The following is a 17,246-nucleotide window of genomic DNA, read 5'->3' on the forward strand; positions in this document are numbered from 1 at the left end:
GTGGCCTCTTGGTGCATTGATTAGTCATGGTACAAATCAATGTGGAATATCAAGGTGAGCTTCATTGCGAAGCGATTCACGGTCCATCGTCCTCAGTGTTAGTTACTGACGCGCCAGTAGATAACAATGGTAAAGGTGAGGCATTTTCTCCAACAGATCTGGTGGCTACTGCGCTGGCTAGCTGCATGGCCACTATCATGGGCATGCGTGCTGATCAGCTAGGTGTCGACCTCAAAGGAATGAAAATCGTCATCGAAAAAGAAATGAGCGCGGATCTTCCGCGTCGTATTATACGCTTGGCGGTTGTGCTTGATGTTCCCGTAGCTGCGGAGTCACCTCATTGTGCCGCGTTGATTCAAGCCGCTGACCATTGTCCTGTGAAACATAGCATCCACAGTGACATTGCAGTGGATATGCAATGGAATTGGTTAGGTTGAAATATCTTGCTCAAAAAAACAGCTCCAGCTGATTGGCTGGAGCTGTTTTTGTTGGAACGAATTATTGTGGTGCGATGACCTTATCGACCGCTTCTTGTAGTCGCTTGAGGTCTTCTTCATCCTCGATCTTACCGCCATCTGGCCAAGTGACATAGACGATGTCCATCGCGGCACCTTTTTCAGTGCAAATACGCGCGTGAACGGTGGCCATTTCGAGTTTGCCAATATGATAGAATAGATCGTGGAGTAGGCCGATTCTATCTTTCGCTTGAATACTAACGGCGGTGGCTGTTGGACTGAGGTCGTTGCGGACTTCAGCGTAGATTGGAAATGGAATGCCTCCCTCGCTAATATCTTTCTGCAGCATGTTGACTTTCACCTTGAGGTATTTTTCAGGTGAGTAGCCAGCCTGTGGGTTAGGGTCTTTGTTGATCTCTTGGAAGGTTTTGAGTACGCGCTTACGTTTGACTTCGCTGGTGACTGGCTTGAGGTCTTTGGTGCAAACTTTGAACAAGTCACAAGCCATGCCGTCGGCGCGGGTGAAGACGTCAGCTGAGATGATGTTGATCTCCTGTGATGCGAGGGCGCAGCAGATTTTTTCGATCAATAGCGGGCGGTTCCAGGCGCTAACAAGAAGCTCAGTATGTGAGCGGTCATCGCGGTCGATCCAGCGCAAGTCACAGTTGAACTTTTCAGGATGCGATTTGTCTTTGAGGTAGAATCGTCTGGATGAGCGAATGTGAATGGCGATGTTTTTTGGCTCACGGAATCTGAAGTAGCGTTTCGGCATTTGCGCAAAGTGCATGTCTACATATTCGTGATATCCTTCTGGTAGAATTTTCTTACACTTGGCTTCTTGCTCACGGCGTTCATCTTCGGCTACGGCGCTGAATTGTTCTGCGCCCTGGGTGAGGAAGTCGCGAGTTGAGCGATAGAGCTGCAGCATCAATGACTCTTTCCACGGTGACCAAGCTTCGTCGTTAGTGCCATTAGAATCGGCCCAAGTGAAAAGAAGCAGCGCGTCGAGTCGGCGTTTGTCGCGGATGATGTTAGCAAATTCCTCGATCACGGCGACATCATCTAAATTACGGCTGGTAGCGTAGCGCCAGAAGGTAAGGTGGTGATCTACCAAGAACATAATGAGCGCGCGGCGACCTCCGGTGATGACCAGACGGCGGCACAGTTTATCCGCTAAGATTGTTGAGCCATCGATGTGTTCGCGAACGTTTTCGGCACGTCCAGTATCGTGCAGAATGAGTGCCAGATAGAGCGCGTATGGATCTTCTATCTTGAGCAATAATTTGCGGTACAGTGACGCGTCACCTTTTGGTGTAGCGTCTTCGTCTAGCAAGCTATCTAGTTGGTCGATACAGCGCAATGTATGTTCATCGGCGGTGTAGCGGTGGAAGAATTCGTGCTGAACCAAACAATCTAGCGGGGCAAATTCCGGCAAGTAGTCGTCTAGCACATGTGACCGGTGCATGAGGCGCAGGATTGGCGCCACTTCACCTTTGCGCTCAAGGATGGCGCGGAATGTCTCGCGGTTAGCTTTGCTATAGCGGAATGACTTATTGATGAGCGGTCGATTCTCACTGATCGTTTTGCGCATTTCTGGCGTGAATCGCAGCTTTTGCAGCTGGACGATCTGATAGACCTTCATCATGCGGTGAGGGTCGTCGATAAAGGTATCTTTGTGCTCAGGGTAGATGCGGCCGTTGCGAATGATGAATCCATCAACAACTTGGCGTCTTTTTGTTGGGCTTTTAATGAATGATGCCCAGCGCAGCGTATTGCGGTTTTCGTGTTCAATCTCAAACCGCTCCATCAGTGAAGTGGTGTGCTGATAGACGTATCGCGTATGGCGGTAGTAGTCGCGCATGAATGCCTCACAGCGACGCAAGATCGTCTTCTGTGGGTATTTGAATTTATTGGCAACAACACCTTGCAGCTGGAGCGTTAGAATATCGGTGCAGCGACCATTGTGATAGTGCAGCTCGTTGCGCACGCGGTGGAGGAAATCGTAGGCTTCCTCAAATTCTTTGAGGGTATTTTTGGTGACGATTTTTTGCGACGCGAGTTCTTTGAGTGAATAAACACCGAGTTTGACACGTGAGATCCACAGGCTGTTATGGTAGTCACGCATGCCGCCGCAGCTTTCTTTAACGTGTGGCTCTTGCAGGAAAACTGTGTGTGAGTATTTGGCGTGGCGGCCTGCTAGGTCTAGCTGGCGCAGTTCGAGAAATTCGACGTGACTTTTAACCACGCATTCTTTTTCAAATCGCTGCTCGAATTTTTCGTAGAGTTCTTGGTTGCCGGTGATCATGCGGGCATCCATCAGGGCGGTCTTGTTCTGTTGGTCTTTACGCGCTTCGCTGATGCATTCGGTGATGGATCGGCATGCGTGGCCAACCTTACAGCCCATGTCCCAAAGTAGATAGAGCACTTCTTCTACCAGCTTTGATAGATGCGCTGGAAGTTTGTGAGATGCTTTTGGTAGAAGGAAAAGCAAGTCGATGTCAGATGCTGGGTTGAGTGTGCCGCGACCGTAACCACCTTGGGCAACGAGGGCGACTGAGCTGCTTTTTTTGCTAGTCGAGTTGATAGCAGCTCTGAACATCATGGTGAGCACGGCATCTATGAGATCAGCGCGCGCGCAGGCGACCTCTAAACCGCCAGCTCCTTTATCGTGGCGTGCCTTGATGGTGTCTTCCTCTTTTTGCATGAAGGCTTTGAATTTCTCAATTCGGTCTTCCTTGCTGATAGATGGTTGACAAACCTCATCTAGAAATGCCTCGGCACGTGGTAGTATTTCGTTTGTGCTAATTTCGCTCACGGCGTTAGTATGGACGGAATTGGCAAAGTTTGAAGTCCGAATGTCGTGGATTTATTGTCATAATCGCAGTAGGATTCAGGCTTGCAAAAGTTGTCGAGAAGTCGATAGTCTGCGAAATTACTAGCTAGCTGAAACGATGCGAGAGAAACGAGAACCACAAAAAGAGGGGGACTTCCGAGTTTATGTCATGATCAACCGCGGCAATCGTCGATTTGTTGATATTAGCGAAGATGTGGAGGGGGATGTGCGTATGCATAATGCTGGTAAGCAGAAGTGGACCGCACGATTCAAGCCATGGAAGCTAGAATGGAAAAGTGATCTGCTGGGTTATAACAAGGCGATCAAGCTGGAGAAAAAAATCAAAGGCATGAAGTCTGGCCCTGGTGTACTGGCGATTATGGGTGAGTCTGGCGAATATATGTTATAGCCTAACTCACGACGAAAATTCCTAATTATAGAAATATATCAATGCGCTGGTTGGCTACACTCTTAATCACTTTATTGGCAATAAACCCATTGATGGCTGATCGCTTGTCGACGAGCCAGCGTAGGATGAATCGCGCTGGCGAAGAATACGCCCGTGAGATTGTTAAGGCTTTGCCTGAGCTGCGAGACGGTGGGCGCACGGCTGCTGCTAGAGAAAAGTACTACGCTCAGCTAGTTAAAGACAAGATTTTGTCGCTCACACCGCTCTTTGAGGGCAAGATCGAAGACGGCGAGAATTGCATTGATGAGAAAGAATATTCAGACTTGTTGGCGGTGTTTACCGAGTCTGATTTTATCGCTGGCAACCAGCGACTTGAGTTTTTAGTGAAGTACGCTAGTGGGTCTAACTTGAAATCAGAGCAGCAGTTGTTGGCCTATCGTTTATTAAAAAAGGACGCTGGGCAGCTGACTAAATTAAAAGAGAACCGCCGTAAGGAAGTGATTAGCGCGGTAGCGCTGGCCTATCAGTCTTATGTGGAGACATCTAAAGAAAAACCAGCTAGCCTGCATGATCTACAGTTAGCTGACGAGCATAAGGTTTATGCTGACGGGCAGGATTGGATTTACCTTGGCGGGGATCCGAAAGTGCTGAAGTTTTTTGGTAATGTTGTGTGTGTGATCGAGCCCGTGGCTACAGATGGCAAACGTGCTGTGGGATTTACTAATGGCAAAGTGTCTTTTTATAAAGAAGACTATATTGTTGAGCAGATTGAGGCGTATGCCAAACGCGTGGAGTCATCCAAGGCTAGTAGCACAAAAAAATCTCCCAAGCAGGACGCTCCAGCGGATTTGATGGAAGTCTCTAATGAGCAGTCTAACGAAAATGTCGTGGTTGCTAGATCAGTGTCATTAGATAATTGGCTTGCTGATAACGAGCTTGGTTTGCAGGCGGCTCTCGCAGCCTATCAAGAGTGGAGTCAGTTGCGCAATGAAGCGCCAGATCGGCTGGCTGATATGATGCTGGATGAAAACCACAGGGTATGTCAGCGACGAAAAGGGCGCAATGCCGATTGGCTGTACCTCGGCGGGCGTGAGGCGGGAGCTTATCTTGATAGCGAGCGAGTCGTCTATTTGTCGCCATTTGAGGTAGATGGCCACCGTATTGCAGCGCTGGCATCCTCAGAAGTTGTATTAATTTCAGCTGAGCAAGCTAAAGAATTGCTAACTCAAATACGCCTGCAAGCCCGATAAGGCATAGCTTTGTCGAGTATTGTCAAGTATTGCAGTGATTTTTTTACTGTAACTTATTGCAAAAAAACGAATTAGGTGTCAGATCTAATGTTGTTCTGTGTTAATAATTGATTAATGCAGAGGAGCTAATGACCTGACATCATGCTTTTTCCATACAAAAAACCAGCCCGCAAATGTGACCTCGACCATGGTGGTACGAGTGTATTTGAGTACGAACTGCCACATTGTAAAATATTCCCTGTAGGTAATTTTTTGGATCTATCACATAAATCCTTTAAGGTGAAAGTGGTGGTGAGCGAGTGGACTGAGGAATTGGTGACTGAAATGCGCGCTTTGATGCCTGAAGGGGTAGATGAACTTTCTGAGTTGATCGACCAGGCGCTGGAAAAATATCATCAAAATATCAGCCCAGAAACGGTGATGGATAGGCTTGAAGATTGGGCGGTGCCAAAGCACATGGTAGACGAGACAAGTAACCCGTGTACCGAAATGATTCGCATGGCATTTGCGCAGCATGGCATTAGGCCATTTCTGAAGTTGCGTGAACTCTATGTGGCGCCTGAGCGCGATTTGTATATTTTTGACTTCGACTGTTTGCTTGATAGCTACCTGCACGAAAATGGATTTGGCGTGATGGTGAGTGAGGGAAAGGTGGATTTCATCATCCGCAATCTAGTGGAAAACTTTGCTTTTTCAGGAAATTAAGCACAGCTAACAAACGCAAAAAAGCACCTTCCTCGCGGAAGATGCTTTTTGAGATTATGATTTCTAGCTGGCTGGATTAGAGTGCTGCAGCTGACTCACGAATGAGTCGCTCAGTGGTATCCCAGTCGATGCATTGATCGGTGATAGATTTGCCGTAGACCAGCTCGTCAAGTGGCGCAGGGAATCCCTGGTTGCCGTGCTCGATGAAGCTTTCTAGCATCGCACCGACGATGGACTCGTCTCCAGCTGCGCGCTGGCGCACGATTTCCTGATAGACGGCTGGCATTTTGTCAGCGCTCTTGCCGCAGTTGGCGTGAGAGGCATCTACCATGATTGGTGTTGGAAGGCCTGATTTAGCGAGTTTTTCACGGCTTTCTGCGATGTCGTCAGCGCCGTAGTTAGGTCCCTTATCGCTACCGCGCAGGATGATGTGACAGTCTGGGTTGCCAGAAGTGGTAACGGCTGATGCCACACCTAGATCGCTAACGCCAAGGAATGTCTGGCTGCAAGTAGCGGCTTTGATGGCATTCACTGCGGCGTCGAGATCACCAGTGGTGGTATTTTTAAAACCAAGTGGCATGGATAGGCCAGATGCCATTTGGCGGTGAGTTTGAGATTCTGTAGTGCGTGCGCCGATGGCTGACCAGCTAATCAGATCAGAGATGTACTGAGGAGTGATTGGGTCGAGCAGTTCGGTGGCTGTTGGTAGGCCAGTTTCGATAACTTCGAGAAGGAACTTGCGAGCTTGGCGCAGGCCTTCTGGAATATCAGCTGAGCCGTCAAGTTGCGGGTCCATGATGAGACCTTTCCAGCCGACTGTGGTACGTGGTTTTTCAAAGTAAACACGCATCACAACGTAAATTTTATCTTTGACCTCTTCGGCGATTTTTGCGAGGCGCTTGGCGTAGTCGATACCAGCTTTGGTATCGTGAATTGAGCATGGGCCAACAATGAGGAGAAGGCGTTTGTCTTTGCCGTTGAGGATGTCACGGATGATTTGACGAGACTCCGCCATAAAGCTGGCGTGCTCAGCGCTGCGAGGAATTTCCTCTAGGAGAGCCGCCGGAGTCGGCAGTGGTTCGTTGCTGGTGACATGTAAATCTGAGACTTGTGACATGCGCGCAGTCTTGCTTTATAAGCGCAATTTTCAAGACCAAAACGCTGACAATCCAGTGATATGGGCAAATTTCATGTAGTTTCTGGCTAGTTAGTTGCTAACGGCTAGCATTGTTGATAAGTACGGGCATGAGTAAAACATCAGTAAATTTATTAAAAAGTCTGTGTGAAGCGCATTCTGTGCCGGGCTACGAAGATGAAGTTAGGCAGATATTTGCCAGTGAGCTGCAGGATCGTGGCGAGCTATATACTGATGGTTCTGGTTCGGTATTTTGTGAGAATGGTGAGGGGCCACGTGTGATGGTGGCGGGTCACATGGATGAGGTGGGATTTCGTGTGCAAAATATTACTCGCGATGGATTTTTACAGTTTGTTACTCTCGGCGGCTGGTGGTCACATACTTTGTTATCTCAGCGTGTGGTGGTGAAAAACCGTGCTGGCCAGAAAGTACTCGGCGTGATTTCTAGCAAACCACCACATTTTCTATCAGCAGAGGCGCGCAACCGTGTGATGGACACCTCTGAGATGTTTATTGATATTGGCGCATGCAGCCAGCAGGAAGCAGTTGAACGCTACGGAATCAGCCTCGGCGATCCTATCTGTCCGCAAAGTGAGTTTACCCAGCTGGCTAATCCAGATCTATTTATGGCCAAGGCATTTGATAACCGCGTCGGCATGGCTTGCGCGATTGAAGTCGCTGCGCAGTTAGATGAACATCCTAACTGCCTGGTTGCTTGTGGCACGGTGCAGGAAGAGCTTGGCTTGCGCGGTGCGAAAACGGCAGCGGCAAAGGCCAAACCAGATGTGGTCATTGTTTTAGAAGGTCCACCAGCGGACGATACACCTGGATTTAACCCAGCTGATAGCCAGGGGCGACTTGGTGGTGGTGTGCAGATCCGCATGCACGATCCATCAGCGATGATGAATCCAAAGTTAGTTGATTTTGCCGTTTCTACCGCAGTGGCTGAAGGCATTCCCTATCAGGTAACTGTGCGCACGTCAGGTGGCACCGACGCGGGTTCATTCCATCTCGCTGAGCAGGGTATTCCTTGTATCGTACTTGGTGTGCCATCTCGTTATATTCATTCGCATAATGGCATCATAAACATCAATGATTACCAAGATATGCTGCGTCTGGCGAAGGCGATGGTGCGCGGGCTTAATCAAGGAGCAGTGGATCAACTCACGACTTATCTCTAGCAGTCTGCTAGCTAGTGCAGTTAGCCATGTCAAAACAGCTGTGTATAACAGCCAGCTGTTTGGCTGGCGAGGCGTATGGCCGTCTGCAATAGGTATTTGAAAAATCGTCTTAACTTTGCGTAATGTCTGATTGACCCGCGCGGCTTCTTGGTGTGATCTATCGCCGTGATCGATTTTCTTCTAGCCACTTATGTGCATAATTTAGACCCAGTATTGGTCGACATCTGGGGGCCTCTTAAACTCCGCTGGTACGGGCTGGGGTACTTGTTAAGTTTTGTTGCGGCGTTTTTCTTATTGCGCTGGCTGGCGCGCAAAGATTTGTGGGTATTACCTGAAGAGAAGGTTTCTGACTTCATTGCTTACGCTGCCTTTTTTGGTGTCTTTCTCGGTGGCCGTCTCGGCTACATTTTGTTCTATCATATCCCAGAGTTTGGTTTCAGCCAGATTTCAGCTGACCCATTGCTGATTTTCCGCGTTTGGGAAGGTGGCATGGCCAGCCACGGTGGTATTTTAGGATTGATGATTTTCACCTTCATCTACGCCCGTAAACACAAGGTTTCTTGGACGGGGGTGGGCGATGGTCTGTGTGTGGTCGCTCCCTTGGGATTGTTTTTTGTCCGCTGTGCTAACTTCATCAATGGCGAGCTATACGGTCGCATCGATAAGACCTTTGCCTGGGCGATGAAATTTCCAGCTGCTTTTTCGCAGGACATGGATCACACGGATAAATTAACAGGCAATAGCTATGCTCGTGATAACGCATGGTTGCACCTTACGGACATTGACCCTGAGCTTAACAATCAGCCCTACGAAGTGGTGATTGAAAAGGCACGTTCGAACCCAGAGTTGAGTGAAGCATTAGGTGAGCACCTTCATCCTCGTCACCCATCACAACTCTACGAGGCTTTGCTTGAGGGATTGGTCTTATTTGCGATCTTGTTATTTATTCGCCTGAAGTTTCCTAAGCTAGCTAATGGTGTGCTGACTGGATTGTTCTTCATCCTCTACGCATCATTCAGGATCTTTGTAGAACAATTCCGCGAGCCAGATTCAGAGATGATTTTGCTGTTCACCAAAGGCCAGTTTTACTCGCTATTTATGATTGTGATCGGCTTAGGGTTCATCATCACGGCAGTGGTCAAGAAGCGTAAACAATCAGCTGACGCTTGAAAATGTCATCGCTAGCTGGGTCATGTGGTCCAGCTGGCTGAATCCCTGCGTTATTCTTTACTCTGTATCCGGGGCAGCTGAGAGCTCGTCGCTATGAAGCGGTGGCAGTAGGCCTCCTGAATACTCAAATCCTGAATCAGGCACGGGTGGTAGCGGGGTGAAGATAGCGGGAGCGATGAGTTCAGATTCCGAGCTGTATTGGCTGTATCTTTTGTGGCGGCTATTCCACGCCAAATATCGCTGTTTGCCTGTTTTGATTTCTTCTAGGTCGTCGGCACGAACTTCGACGATGGGAACCTGAGAAGGTAATAGCTTAGCGACTGGATTTGAACTCGAGCTACAGCTGGAGACCAAGCCAGCTAGCGCGATGGGAAATATAGGGATAAGGAGATAATTTTTAGCACTCATGATACGTTGAATTAAGCAGGGTATGATACCATGGGGGTCGCTTTGATCCTAGAGGCTTCTATTAGGGAGCTCACTGAGAGACGGCTGGATAACGGCTAGGGTGGCTATCTTATATAAGTGTTAATAATTCATTTAGCCGATAGATTTTGTTGATTGGCTGGTTCAGTGGGCATGTTGGATTTATTAGAAACTCGTCGGTAGCTGTCGGCGAGCGAGCTCAGTGCGGCGACGGCTAGGTCAGCCTCTTCCATAGTTAGGGATAGTGTAGCACCTTCCTCACTATGGGTGAGCCGAATGCGATGACGCAAGGTATCTAAGGTGTGCACTAGATTATAGTTATTCCAGCGATCTTGCAGTTTATGACGTTTGATCACTGGATAGAGAACCTCTAAGGATTTGAAAACTCGAGTCGACGCCTCAATGTCAAATTCTTCAGCTGACTCGATAGTCATCGATGCGGTATGCTCAACAAATGGGCGCTCTACGGTGACACGGTTTTTTTGCAAATAATGCCATGATTGCAGAATCACGACGGCCAAAAAGATAGAAGCAAAAAAGGCGAGCCAAGGGATGAGTTGCTTAAATCCAATCTCCTTTGGCGCGAGTTCGCTTATATGGACAACGCGTCGCATCGTTATATTTGAGCATGCTCATCTAGCTGAAAACATTCAGTCATTAGCACGGTTGATGTTTTCGGCGGATGAGTAAAAACATCGCAAGCCCGACCACACTAAGCAAAGTTTGTGATGGCTCTGGAACTTCCTCTTTTTTGCTATCTTTGAGTTCAGCTGGCTTATTTGTCAGGTCCAATGCGATCTCTATTTTCGCGGGGTCAGCCATGGTTTGAGCTGCTGCGGTGCTGTCAGGCTGGCCGTTCGCCGAACTGAGAATCAGGGAGAGCGTTGTCACCAGTGCGGGGACGATTCTACTGTCTATGGAGGTATGCATGGGAGTAGATGGTTAGAAATATACGAATATGAGCCTATTCGCCACTGGCGGCAGGCTGAGCGGGTGTTTTTGTATGGGCAAGAATGTCTGTTTGAGCCGAATGCGTATTATCTTCATCTGACCAAATTGCCGCAATCGGGATAATGTCATGACCGGTGACATGTTCTTTACTGGAATGTGTGCCCTTTAGGGCGAGCATGGCTGCCATGGCAAATGACAATACTGAAAACCCACCAGCGATGATGGATAGTGGTTTCAGTGGGTTTTCATAAGGCGTAGGCGCGGGCACTAACTTAGCAACCATGGCTGGAGCCAGAAGTGCTGTTAGCAATAGGCTAACGACTAGGAGGATGAAAAATGGTGATTCGGCTGATGTTCTCAGGTAGGCGGCTAGGCAAATACCAAATACCGAGAGTATGATGCAGAGGTAATGGAAGAGTTTATTCAAGCCGAGCACGACCTTTTTCAGTTTGAGGTTTTTAGGCTGCACTTCAAAGGATTCGATTTTTTTAATTCTGGTTAGCTTGGCTGGTGCGGCACTTTGATATTGTTTTCTTTCTAGGCTGACTTCATAGTCTGAGATGAGTGTTTTTAACCTCAGCTGGGTATAGGCGGCAACAAATGCCTCGTGGCTACTCACTCCCTTTTCGTATACTTTCGACAAGGTGATTGGCTCGTAATCTTCATTTAAGATTTCTTGGCCAACTCTCAGCTGGATGGCATCAAGAGTTTTTTGTGAGAGTTTGTTCATTATCGTTAGAGGGGTAATCAGTATTGAAACGTTATTTAAAATAACGTTTAAGTGTTTTACGGTCAATCATATACGAGAATAATTTTCTGAAAATGAATTATGCTGCGAGGAAGTCGCAGAATGATGGCAGTAGAAGCGGGAAATATGCGGTGATGTCTTCTTTTTGCTTTCATTATCAATGGATAAAGATTTATGTTAGCGGTTAATGAAAGAGCCTAACGCTAAACCGCGCAGCGAGCCCAGCTGGATAGATCAGTTTGATCTAGCTAGGAGCATTCCTACGGCTGCCGCATTGTTGGTGGCCTCACTATCAGCCATCGCGATGTCATTTGTCATCGTCACCCAGAAGGGTGAGAGTTCCTCAGGAGCTGAGGAAGCAGGTTCATTAGCTAGTGAAGAAAATGTTATCGCACTTACTCCTGAGGATTATTCACTGAGCGATGATGATTTGGGACTTCTTAAAGAAACCTTCTTGGGCATGGGGTTCTGTATTTACGATCACGGAACCATTATTTTGACTCAGCCAGCGGAGTCGCTCACACCAGAGGTGCTACACCATTTATTATTAATTCATTCATCGGTTCATACCGAGCAGCCAAAGATAGAAGAAGTGGGGGCGGGGAACTATATAGTGAGATACAGTGAACGCTTGGTTTCTTATATTACCCGTAGTCAGTTGGCTGATTTGGTCAAAGATAGATTCCGCACACGTGAGCTTAGATTAAAGTACGACGATGATTTGCACAATCATGCCGTGCAAGGCGAGCTCAGTGAACTTCTCTTTTTATTATCCATGAGCCACATGCATGAAGACCTAGAGGAGGCGAACATTGAACATCGCTGGCCGCTAGCTGAACAGGACGTGGTGGAGGCCAGTATGGATGACTAGCTTGTCACTTTGCTCAGCTCGTTTTCAGAGAGCAAAATATAGCAAGTAATCGCACTGGATCTAGCTAGCTATCATGCGATTGTTTGATTCTCTATTTCCTTCAGAAATCAGCGAGCTTAGCGTGGTGAAATACATCATTCGAATGGTGCCTGATACACACTTGTGAAAAGTTGTGCAGATCCTGAGAATGGGGTGATCTCATTTGACCTGACACGCTCTGAGGCCTATCTAGAGACCGTTCATTGCAACCACTATGAAAACACCAATTACAGTATCTGTGACAGGTGCAGCCGGACAAATCGGCTACGCACTTCTTTTCCGCATCGCTTCAGGAGCTATGTTTGGTCCTGACCAGCCAGTTAACCTTCGCCTCATCGAGATCGAGCCTGCAATGGGCGCACTTGAAGGTGTTATCATGGAACTTGACGATTGCGCATTCCCACTTCTCAACGAAGTAGTTGCTACTTCTGACCTCAACGTAGGTTTCTCAGGTGCTAACTGGGCACTCCTCGTTGGTTCTGTACCACGCAAAGCGGGTATGGAGCGTGCTGACCTTCTTAAAATCAACGGTGGTATCTTCACTGGCCAAGGCAAAGCGATTGCTGAAAACGCAGCTGACGACATCCGTGTTGTTGTTGTAGGTAACCCATGTAACACAAACGCACTGATCGCTATGAACAGCGCTGCTGGTGTTCCTAACGACCGCTTCTTCGCCATGACTCGCCTCGACGAGAACCGCGCTAAGTCACAGCTTGCTGCTAAGGCAAACGTGCACAACAGCGACATCACCAACATGTGCATCTGGGGCAACCACTCAGCAACTCAGTACCCTGACTTCACAAACGCGAAGATCAAAGGTCAGCCAGTTACTGATTTCATCAAAGACCAAGAGTGGCTCGAAGGTGAGTTCATCTCAACAGTTCAACAGCGTGGTGCCGCAATCATCAAAGCTCGTGGCGCTTCTTCAGCTGCTTCAGCTGCTAACGGCCTCGTTGACACAGTACGCGCACTCACTACTCCAACACCTGCTGGTGACTGGACAAGCATCTGCGTATGCTCAGACGGTTCATACGGCATCGACGCCGGCCTCATCGCTTCTATGCCAATCTTCGTTAAAGAAGACGGCAGCTGGGACGTAGTTCCTGGTGTTGAAGTTGACGCATTCTCACGCGAGAAGATCGACGCTTCTGTTCAAGAGCTTCGTGACGAAAAGGCAGCTGTTGCTGACCTGCTTGCATAATTTAATTCAGCCTGTGGGCTGAATCATTGTCATACGTCAGTGGAGGGTGTCTGGATTATTTCCAGATGCCCTTCATGTTTTTTATACAAATGACACCCGCTAGCTTGCATCTAGCTGGGATTGGTTAAAAACTATCAGCATGGAAAAACCACACCGTGCTGTGATTGCTGGAGCTAATGGATTCATCGGTCAATTTCTATCCGCTCATCTCATCGCGCAGGGGTGGCAAGTCTGCGGTCTAGTTAGAAAAATCCCAGCCGAGCCAGTGGATGGTGTCAGCTATCAGCTATGGAATGGCCAATCATTAGGCGAGTGGACCAGCCAGCTGGAAGGTGCTGATTTGTTGGTTAATCTAGTTGGGCGCAGCGTGAATTGCCGGTTCACAGCAGAAAATCGCCAACAAATCCTCAACTCAAGAATTCAAAGCACCCAGCTGCTAGCTGAATCTATCAACCAGATAGAAATGCCGCCGAAACTGTGGGTCAATGCCAGCGGTATCTCTGGCTATGCGCAAAATGGTGCGCCCGGCAATGATGAGAGCGCCGCGCTTGACGGTGAGGGGTTTCTCGCCGAAGTCGTTCGTCAGTGGGAAGATGCCCTATTTTCTGCTGAAATTCCCAGCTCAGTTCGCCGCATCGCCATGCGCACCGGAGTCGTTTTTGGAAATCATCCCGGCTCAGCGTGGACCAAGCTCACTCAGCTGGCGCGGCTCATGCTTGGCGGTCCCGTTGGCTCTGGCAAACAAGGAGTCAGCTGGATTGCCATTGGCGACTACTGTCGTGCGCTCGAACATCTTTTTCATCAACACCAGCTGGCTGGCCCGGTCAATTTCACCAGCCCAAATCCACTCAGCAATGCCGAGATGATGGCTGCGATCCGCCAGCTAGAAAACAGACCATTTGGAGCTCCTGCTTTCAGCTGGATGATCCACCTCGCCGCGCCCATTGTAGGCATTGACCCAAGCTTGGTGCTCGATAGCTATTGGTGCCTACCGGAAAAACTGCAGTCATCAGGTTTTCATTTTACCACCGCAAAAATCTCACAGATGGCCCAGTGGGGGAGGTAACACAAAAAAACTCACCCAGCACAGCTGGATGAGTTTTCTATAAAAAGTATACTCGGGTGAGATTACACCATGCCGAGTTTCATTTTGCCTTCTTCAGTGATCATGTCTTGGTTCCATGCTGGATCCCAAACAATGTCCACGCTGGCATTGTTGACACCTTTGATAGTCATGATACGAGCTTGTGCATCAGCCGCAATCACTGGGCCCATGCCGCAGCCTGGTGCTGTCAGTGTCATCTTCACAGTCACGTTAGTTTGGCCATCTTCTTCAGCCACGGCACAGTCGTAAACCAATCCGAGGTTAACGATGTCCACGGGAATCTCAGGATCGTAAACTTCCTTGAGCTGAGCCCAAACACGATCTTCAAGTGACGCGTCAGCTGGTAGATCGCTAGTGCTTTCTTCGTTGCCTTCTTCATCCATGCCTAAGGCGTCTGCATCTTGGGAAGAAATGCGTGCCAGACCAGAATGGGTCGCCACGGTGAATGAGCCACCAAGCTTCTGCGTGATGATCACAGCGGTGCCTGCTGGTAAGATGAACGCGTCACCACTTGGGATCTGCACGGCGTGTACTTCGCGATTGAGGATGATCTCGGACTGCATGTGCGCAATCTTGAGGAAGATCACCCACTTGTCAATGCGATGACATGATTGTTTTGTTGCCATAAAAAAGCCAGCTCGATGCTCGAGCTGGCTAGATGATGAAATCTTAGCTCGTTGAGCTTATTTGCGACGGCGCAGCACAAAGGCAAATCCAGCCAAACCTAGCAGAGCCGCTGAGCCTGGCTCTGGGATTACTGAGATGGTGCCAGTTGCATTAAATTGGCTGAAATCCCAGCTTAAACCGTCGGCTAACATAGCGTTTGAAGTGTCAAAAGTCGCTGTGCCTGTGATCGCGTCATTGTTGTTTGCCAACTGGAAGCTAGCACCTGATTCCAGCGCGTCTCCAGTTAGGTTGAGGGCGATGGTATGGCCATCAACATCGAGGTTAAATAGATCTGAACCGAGATCCAAGAAGTCGTTGGTTAATACGCCTGCACTGTTATTCAAATCAAATTGAGAAGTGAATCCGCTTGCTAATTCTAGGTTATAGTTACCCCCCGTGGAGCCTGATGCTGAAATGGTACCAATCGTGCCGTCTGTCCCTAGCTGGAGTTGATTGATAACAACCGTGGCTACATCCCCATTTGAATTGCGGTTATTGATGAGTGAGCCATCGCCTCCCACTATGGCTAAAGTATTTGTGCTACCGTTAGTGAAACGTAATGCTAAGGAACCTCCTGCGAGGGTAACGCTAGCACTATTTGCTGAACTCGTTCCATTGTACTGGAGTCGTGAGGTAGAGCCAACGTTGAAGATAGAGCCTGAGTTAGTGCTAGATCCATTGTTGAATGCTAAGTTACCAGAGGTTTTGTTGAGGTTTATATTTCCTGTTAAGGTGACGCCATTTTGTAGGATAATGTTCTGGGTGCCGGTAATACTACCATTAACCGTTAGTGTTTTTGCTACGCCATTATCCTCAATACGGAGGCCTCCTGTACCAGTGTGGTTAAGCCCCGATGCCGTGATGTCTTCTTGTAAGAGAAGGTCTTTATTTGAGCCTGATGTATTGCTTACGTTAGCTGTATCTCCATTTTCCCAAATATCGGGGTTTATTAAACCTGCTTCTTGGAACCAGTTATTAGTAGAGGTATCCCAGTTTTGGTTGCCTGCAGAGATATCGATAAACAAATCAGCAGCTTGTACCGCCGGCAGGCTGAAAAGTATGATGGATCCTATGGTTTTTATTTTCATATGTTCGTTGTTTCGTTGTTACTAGCACTTATTTTAGATGAACGTTCTATTATTAATATAGTAATACGGTTAACATCAAGCATTTAGGTGTTATGAAAATAAATTTTATGGGTGAGTTGTTTGGTTGTTTGGGATTATTTTATTTATCCTACTAACATTCTGTAGGTTTATTCATGTTACTATCTGGCCATGCGTCACTTCATTTGAGGAAACAAATGATCTGGTCTGTAGGTCAAATTGATGCCATGAAATAGCCATGCAGCAGTTTGATTTGGCCGAATATCAATCGTCAGGAGGAGTGGTCTCTGAGCTGGAAGTGCATGCCGAGATTGGCTCTACCAATACTCGCGCTGCTGAGTTGGCGCGAGCTGGCGCAGTCGAAGGATTCACGGTGTTAGCTGAGAGCCAGCTTGCTGGCCGTGGCCGCCGTGGCAGCCAGTGGCATTCGCCATTTGCGGCAAACTTGTTATTTTCTACCGTGTTGCGTCCACGTCAGCCACGCTCGCAGTGGGGGGTGTTAGCATTGTCCACCGGGCTGGCCGTAGCCAAATCTCTGGCTGAAAAATGCCAGCTAGATGGCAAAATCAAGTGGCCTAATGACCTGTGGATTAATGGCTTGAAGTGCTGCGGCATTCTTGTTGAAGCTGAAAATGATTTTGTCATCGCAGGTGTTGGGCTGAATGTTTCAGCTTCACCCGATCACCTCGCCGCAACTGACCTGCGGGCGCAAGGGTGCGATATTTCGCGTGAAGCATTGCTGGCCCATTTAGTCAGTCAAATTGTCAATTGCTCACTAGATGCCGGGCTTGATAAAAACAAACTGCTGGATGAAATCCGTAGCTACGACGGATTGCTAGGTAAGCGTATTTCGCTGCTCAGCCAAGGGAGTGAGCACCGTGGGACGATGGCTGGTATTGGTGACGACGGTGAGATCTTGCTAGATTGCGGCGGTAAGATTGAATCATTTGTCCAGGCTGATCAGGTGCGTCCAATAGAGGAGCTCTAATCTAATC

General features: G+C 48.3%; 18 protein-coding genes. 10 read left to right on the forward strand and 8 right to left on the reverse strand.

What is annotated here, in order from left to right; all coding sequences use genetic code 11:
* The first annotated feature begins 26 nt into the window (after window positions 1-26).
* The gene (locus JIN82_RS07715) at window positions 27-437 is read left to right on the forward strand and encodes an OsmC family protein (protein ID WP_200311055.1); all 411 of its coding nucleotides are present in this window, start codon (window positions 27-29) and stop codon (window positions 435-437) included.
* A gap of 61 nt (window positions 438-498) precedes the next feature.
* On the opposite strand, the gene glnD is transcribed toward JIN82_RS07715, so the two are convergent.
* Window positions 499-3,270, reverse strand: coding sequence for a [protein-PII] uridylyltransferase (gene glnD / locus JIN82_RS07720; RefSeq protein WP_200311056.1), 2,772 nt, complete (start codon window positions 3,268-3,270; stop codon window positions 499-501).
* Window positions 3,271-3,406: 136 nt separating this feature from the next.
* Between glnD and JIN82_RS07725 the strand changes: the two genes are divergently transcribed.
* The 3 genes from JIN82_RS07725 (at window position 3,407) to JIN82_RS07735 (ending at window position 5,652) form a co-directional block, all read left to right on the forward strand.
* Entirely contained in the window at window positions 3,407-3,697 is a 291-nt protein-coding gene (locus tag JIN82_RS07725) for a GIY-YIG nuclease family protein (protein ID WP_200311057.1), read from the forward strand.
* A 92-nt stretch (window positions 3,698-3,789) separates the two neighbouring features.
* Complete coding sequence (locus tag JIN82_RS07730; RefSeq protein ID WP_200311058.1) at window positions 3,790-4,947, forward strand: hypothetical protein; 1,158 nt, start codon at window positions 3,790-3,792, stop codon at window positions 4,945-4,947.
* 141 nt (window positions 4,948-5,088) lie between these two features.
* Window positions 5,089-5,652: a hypothetical protein gene (locus JIN82_RS07735; protein ID WP_200311059.1), complete on the forward strand. Its 564-nt coding sequence runs from the start codon at window positions 5,089-5,091 to the stop codon at window positions 5,650-5,652.
* A gap of 76 nt (window positions 5,653-5,728) precedes the next feature.
* Here the strand turns inward: JIN82_RS07735 and JIN82_RS07740 are convergent, their stop codons facing one another.
* On the reverse strand, window positions 5,729-6,769 hold the full coding sequence (locus JIN82_RS07740) for a 3-deoxy-7-phosphoheptulonate synthase (RefSeq protein ID WP_200311060.1): 1,041 nt from the start codon (window positions 6,767-6,769) through the stop codon (window positions 5,729-5,731).
* Window positions 6,770-6,897: 128 nt separating this feature from the next.
* Between JIN82_RS07740 and JIN82_RS07745 the strand changes: the two genes are divergently transcribed.
* Together JIN82_RS07745 and lgt are read left to right on the forward strand one after the other, a co-directional pair.
* Entirely contained in the window at window positions 6,898-7,968 is a 1,071-nt protein-coding gene (locus JIN82_RS07745; RefSeq protein ID WP_200311061.1) for a M42 family metallopeptidase, read from the forward strand.
* A 192-nt stretch (window positions 7,969-8,160) separates the two neighbouring features.
* Window positions 8,161-9,138 carry a prolipoprotein diacylglyceryl transferase gene (lgt, locus tag JIN82_RS07750; protein WP_325099483.1) on the forward strand — a complete coding sequence of 326 codons (978 nt, stop codon included), beginning with the start codon at window positions 8,161-8,163 and terminating at the stop codon, window positions 9,136-9,138.
* 57 nt (window positions 9,139-9,195) lie between these two features.
* Here lgt and JIN82_RS07755 read toward each other — a convergent pair whose 3' ends face one another.
* The 4 genes from JIN82_RS07755 to JIN82_RS07770 form a co-directional block, all read right to left on the reverse strand.
* A complete protein-coding gene (locus JIN82_RS07755) occupies window positions 9,196-9,546 on the reverse strand; it encodes a hypothetical protein (RefSeq protein ID WP_200311063.1) in 351 nt (116 codons plus the stop codon).
* A 128-nt stretch (window positions 9,547-9,674) separates the two neighbouring features.
* The gene (locus tag JIN82_RS07760; protein WP_200311064.1) at window positions 9,675-10,178 is read right to left on the reverse strand and encodes a hypothetical protein; all 504 of its coding nucleotides are present in this window, start codon (window positions 10,176-10,178) and stop codon (window positions 9,675-9,677) included.
* A 43-nt stretch (window positions 10,179-10,221) separates the two neighbouring features.
* Window positions 10,222-10,494, reverse strand: a complete 273-nt coding sequence (locus tag JIN82_RS07765) for a PEP-CTERM sorting domain-containing protein (protein ID WP_200311065.1) — start codon at window positions 10,492-10,494, stop codon at window positions 10,222-10,224.
* Between the two features lie 34 nt (window positions 10,495-10,528).
* Window positions 10,529-11,245: a hypothetical protein gene (locus tag JIN82_RS07770; protein WP_200311066.1), complete on the reverse strand. Its 717-nt coding sequence runs from the start codon at window positions 11,243-11,245 to the stop codon at window positions 10,529-10,531.
* Between the two features lie 205 nt (window positions 11,246-11,450).
* Between JIN82_RS07770 and JIN82_RS07775 the strand changes: the two genes are divergently transcribed.
* The 3 genes from JIN82_RS07775 to JIN82_RS07785 all read left to right on the forward strand — a co-directional run bounded on the left by JIN82_RS07775 (window position 11,451) and on the right by JIN82_RS07785 (window position 14,440).
* Entirely contained in the window at window positions 11,451-12,134 is a 684-nt protein-coding gene (locus tag JIN82_RS07775; protein WP_200311067.1) for a hypothetical protein, read from the forward strand.
* Window positions 12,135-12,387: 253 nt separating this feature from the next.
* A complete protein-coding gene (locus tag JIN82_RS07780; protein ID WP_200311068.1) occupies window positions 12,388-13,374 on the forward strand; it encodes a malate dehydrogenase in 987 nt (328 codons plus the stop codon).
* A 139-nt stretch (window positions 13,375-13,513) separates the two neighbouring features.
* Entirely contained in the window at window positions 13,514-14,440 is a 927-nt protein-coding gene (locus JIN82_RS07785) for a TIGR01777 family oxidoreductase (RefSeq protein ID WP_200311069.1), read from the forward strand.
* A 62-nt stretch (window positions 14,441-14,502) separates the two neighbouring features.
* Here JIN82_RS07785 and sufT read toward each other — a convergent pair whose 3' ends face one another.
* Window positions 14,503-15,042, reverse strand: a complete 540-nt coding sequence (gene sufT, locus JIN82_RS07790) for a putative Fe-S cluster assembly protein SufT (RefSeq protein ID WP_200311627.1) — start codon at window positions 15,040-15,042, stop codon at window positions 14,503-14,505.
* Between the two features lie 120 nt (window positions 15,043-15,162).
* On the reverse strand, window positions 15,163-16,233 hold the full coding sequence (locus JIN82_RS07795) for a PEP-CTERM sorting domain-containing protein (protein ID WP_200311070.1): 1,071 nt from the start codon (window positions 16,231-16,233) through the stop codon (window positions 15,163-15,165).
* Between the two features lie 256 nt (window positions 16,234-16,489).
* Between JIN82_RS07795 and JIN82_RS07800 the strand changes: the two genes are divergently transcribed.
* The gene (locus JIN82_RS07800; RefSeq protein WP_200311071.1) at window positions 16,490-17,239 is read left to right on the forward strand and encodes a biotin--[acetyl-CoA-carboxylase] ligase; all 750 of its coding nucleotides are present in this window, start codon (window positions 16,490-16,492) and stop codon (window positions 17,237-17,239) included.
* Window positions 17,240-17,246 lie beyond the last annotated feature (7 nt).

The organism is Persicirhabdus sediminis, assembly GCF_016595495.1.
Classification (GTDB): domain Bacteria; phylum Verrucomicrobiota; class Verrucomicrobiia; order Verrucomicrobiales; family Akkermansiaceae; genus Persicirhabdus; species Persicirhabdus sediminis.

Excerpts from the sequence above, each read along its gene's own strand:
- JIN82_RS07735 (WP_200311059.1), top strand. The coding sequence starts at position 5,089 with ATGCTTTTTCCATACAAAAAACCAGCCCGCAAATGTGACCTCGACCAT.
- JIN82_RS07730 (WP_200311058.1), top strand. The coding sequence starts at position 3,790 with ATGGCTGATCGCTTGTCGACGAGCCAGCGTAGGATGAATCGCGCTGGC.
- JIN82_RS07780 (WP_200311068.1), top strand. The coding sequence starts at position 12,388 with ATGAAAACACCAATTACAGTATCTGTGACAGGTGCAGCCGGACAAATC.
- JIN82_RS07725 (WP_200311057.1), top strand. The coding sequence starts at position 3,407 with ATGCGAGAGAAACGAGAACCACAAAAAGAGGGGGACTTCCGAGTTTAT.
- sufT (WP_200311627.1), bottom strand. The coding sequence starts at position 15,042 with ATGCAGTCCGAGATCATCCTCAATCGCGAAGTACACGCCGTGCAGATC.
- JIN82_RS07775 (WP_200311067.1), top strand. The coding sequence starts at position 11,451 with ATGAAAGAGCCTAACGCTAAACCGCGCAGCGAGCCCAGCTGGATAGAT.
- JIN82_RS07785 (WP_200311069.1), top strand. The coding sequence starts at position 13,514 with ATGGAAAAACCACACCGTGCTGTGATTGCTGGAGCTAATGGATTCATC.
- JIN82_RS07740 (WP_200311060.1), bottom strand. The coding sequence starts at position 6,769 with ATGTCACAAGTCTCAGATTTACATGTCACCAGCAACGAACCACTGCCG.
- JIN82_RS07755 (WP_200311063.1), bottom strand. The coding sequence starts at position 9,546 with ATGAGTGCTAAAAATTATCTCCTTATCCCTATATTTCCCATCGCGCTA.
- JIN82_RS07795 (WP_200311070.1), bottom strand. The coding sequence starts at position 16,233 with ATGAAAATAAAAACCATAGGATCCATCATACTTTTCAGCCTGCCGGCG.
- JIN82_RS07760 (WP_200311064.1), bottom strand. The coding sequence starts at position 10,178 with ATGCGACGCGTTGTCCATATAAGCGAACTCGCGCCAAAGGAGATTGGA.
- JIN82_RS07770 (WP_200311066.1), bottom strand. The coding sequence starts at position 11,245 with ATGAACAAACTCTCACAAAAAACTCTTGATGCCATCCAGCTGAGAGTT.
- JIN82_RS07765 (WP_200311065.1), bottom strand. The coding sequence starts at position 10,494 with ATGCATACCTCCATAGACAGTAGAATCGTCCCCGCACTGGTGACAACG.
- JIN82_RS07800 (WP_200311071.1), top strand. The coding sequence starts at position 16,490 with ATGCAGCAGTTTGATTTGGCCGAATATCAATCGTCAGGAGGAGTGGTC.
- JIN82_RS07745 (WP_200311061.1), top strand. The coding sequence starts at position 6,898 with ATGAGTAAAACATCAGTAAATTTATTAAAAAGTCTGTGTGAAGCGCAT.
- JIN82_RS07715 (WP_200311055.1), top strand. The coding sequence starts at position 27 with ATGGTACAAATCAATGTGGAATATCAAGGTGAGCTTCATTGCGAAGCG.